The organism is Kitasatospora sp. NPDC093558, assembly GCF_040683475.1.
In the GTDB taxonomy this organism is placed as follows: domain Bacteria; phylum Actinomycetota; class Actinomycetes; order Streptomycetales; family Streptomycetaceae; genus Kitasatospora.
In genome coordinates this window covers 1-2,189 of sequence record NZ_JBFBDY010000891.1, presented here as the reverse complement: position 1 = coordinate 2,189, position 2,189 = coordinate 1, and the positions used below count along the sequence as shown (strand labels likewise).

The window sequence follows — 2,189 nt, the reverse complement described above, 5'->3', positions numbered from 1 at the left end:
GGCACCCCGGCGCGTCCGGTCGCGCGGCTCCGCGGCGGCGCCGGGTCGTTCCCTTAGCCTGGCCGGGCCGTCCGCCCGGCGGCCAGGGGGTCCGGAGCCGTGGCGGCCCGGCCGCGTCATCGACACATCGACACATCGACACGAGTCATGGACAGGGGTGTACGTGGTTTCGTCGGGTTCGGCCGACCCGGGGGTGGCGCCTCCGACGCGCGGCACGAGGTTCCGGGCCTGGATGCTGGAAGGCCTGGCGGACATGGCCAAGCAGTACCCGGGCCCGCACGCCGAGGTACCGGCCGGCCACAAGACCGCGCACTGGTGGCGGGTCATGTGCCTGACCGGCGTCGACTACTTCTCGACGCTCGGCTACCAGCCCGGCATCGCGGCGCTCGCGGCCGGGCTGCTCTCCCCGGTGGCGACCGTCGTGCTGGTGATCGTCACCCTGGCGGGCGCGCTGCCGGTCTACCGGCGGGTGGCGCAGGAGAGCCCGCACGGCGAGGGCTCGATCGCCATGCTGGAGCGGCTGCTGTCGTTCTGGCGGGGCAAACTCTTCGTGCTGGCGCTGCTCGGGTTCGCCGTCACCGACTTCATGATCACCATCACCCTGTCGGCCGCCGACGCCAGCGCGCACCTGGTCGAGAACCCGCACGTGGCCAGCGCCCTCGGCGGCAAGCAGGTGCTGATCACGCTGATCCTGGTCGCGCTGCTCGGGGCCGTCTTCCTCAAGGGCTTCGGCGAGGCGATCGGCGTGGCCGTCGTCCTCGTGATCGTGTACCTCGCGCTGAACGTGGTCGTGGTGGCCAACGGCCTCTGGCACCTCTTCAAGACCCCGCACGTGTTCGGCGACTGGACCGACGGGCTCACCGCCGAGCACGGCAACGCCTTCGCGATGATCGGCGTGGCCCTCATCGTCTTCCCGAAACTCGCCCTCGGCCTCTCCGGCTTCGAGACCGGCGTCGCCGTGATGCCCCACATCGAGGGCGATCCGGACGACACCGAGGAGAAACCGACCGGCCGGATCCGCGGCGCCCGCAAGCTGCTCACCACCGCCGCCGTGATCATGAGCGTCTTCCTGATCACCACGAGCCTCATCACGACGCTGCTCATCCCGAAGGACGACTTCAAGACCGGCGGCCCGGCCAACGGGCGGGCGCTCGCCTACCTCGCCCACCAGTACCTCGGCAGCACCTTCGGCAGCGTCTACGACCTGTCCACGATCGCGATCCTCTGGTTCGCGGGCGCCTCGGCCATGGCGGGCATGCTCAACCTGCTGCCGCGCTACCTCCCCCGCTACGGCATGGTGCCGGCCTGGGCACGGGCGGTGCGGCCGATGGTGATCGTCCTGACCCTGATCGGGTTCCTGATCACCTGGATCTTCGACGCCAACGTGGACGCCCAGGGCGGCGCGTACGCCACCGGCGTGCTCGTGCTGATCAGCTCTGCCGCGATCGCCGTCACGATCGCCGCGTACAAGGCCGGGGAGCGGCGGTGGACCATCGGCTTCGCCGTGATCTCCGCCGTGTTCCTCTACACCACGGCGGTGAACGTCGGTGAACGGCCGGACGGTGTCAAGATCGGTTCCTGCTTCATCGGCGGCATCATCCTGGTGTCGCTGCTGTCCCGGCTCAGGCGCTCCTTCGAACTGCGCGTCACCGACGTCGTGCTCGACGAGACGGCCGAGCGCTTCGTCCGCGACTACACCCACCGGCCGCTGCGGCTGATCGCCAACGAGCCGAACAGCCGCGACCTCGCCGAGTACCGCGACAAGATCCACCAGATCCGCGCCGACAACGACATCCCGGCCGAGGACGACCTCGTCTTCGTCGAGGTCACCGTGCTCGACCCGTCCGACTTCGAGGCCGAACTGACCGTCCACGGCGAGGTGCTGCACGAGCGCTACCGGGTGCTGGCGCTGGAGAGCTCCAGCGTGCCGAACGCCCTGGCGGCGCTGCTGCTCCGGGTCAGGGACCTGACCGGGCAGCAGCCGCACATCTACTTCGAGTGGACGGAGGGCAACCCCTTCGCCCAGTTCCTGCGGTTCTTCCTGCTCGGGCAGGGCGAGATCGCGCCCGTCACCCGCGAGGTGCTGCGCGAGGCCGAGCCCGACCGCAGCCGCCGCCCGTCCGTGCACGTCGGCTGACGAACCGCCCGGGCCGGGCGTGCGCTAGCAGCGCAGCGAGCCCCGGGCGGAC

General features: G+C 70.6%; 1 protein-coding gene. It reads left to right on the top strand.

Annotated features, from left to right (window positions below; all coding sequences use genetic code 11):
- Window positions 1–232: 232 nt before the first annotated feature.
- Complete coding sequence (locus tag AB0O00_RS36595; protein WP_363659021.1) at window positions 233–2,137, top strand: amino acid transporter; 1,905 nt, start codon at window positions 233–235, stop codon at window positions 2,135–2,137.
- The last annotated feature ends 52 nt before the right edge of the window (window positions 2,138–2,189 follow it).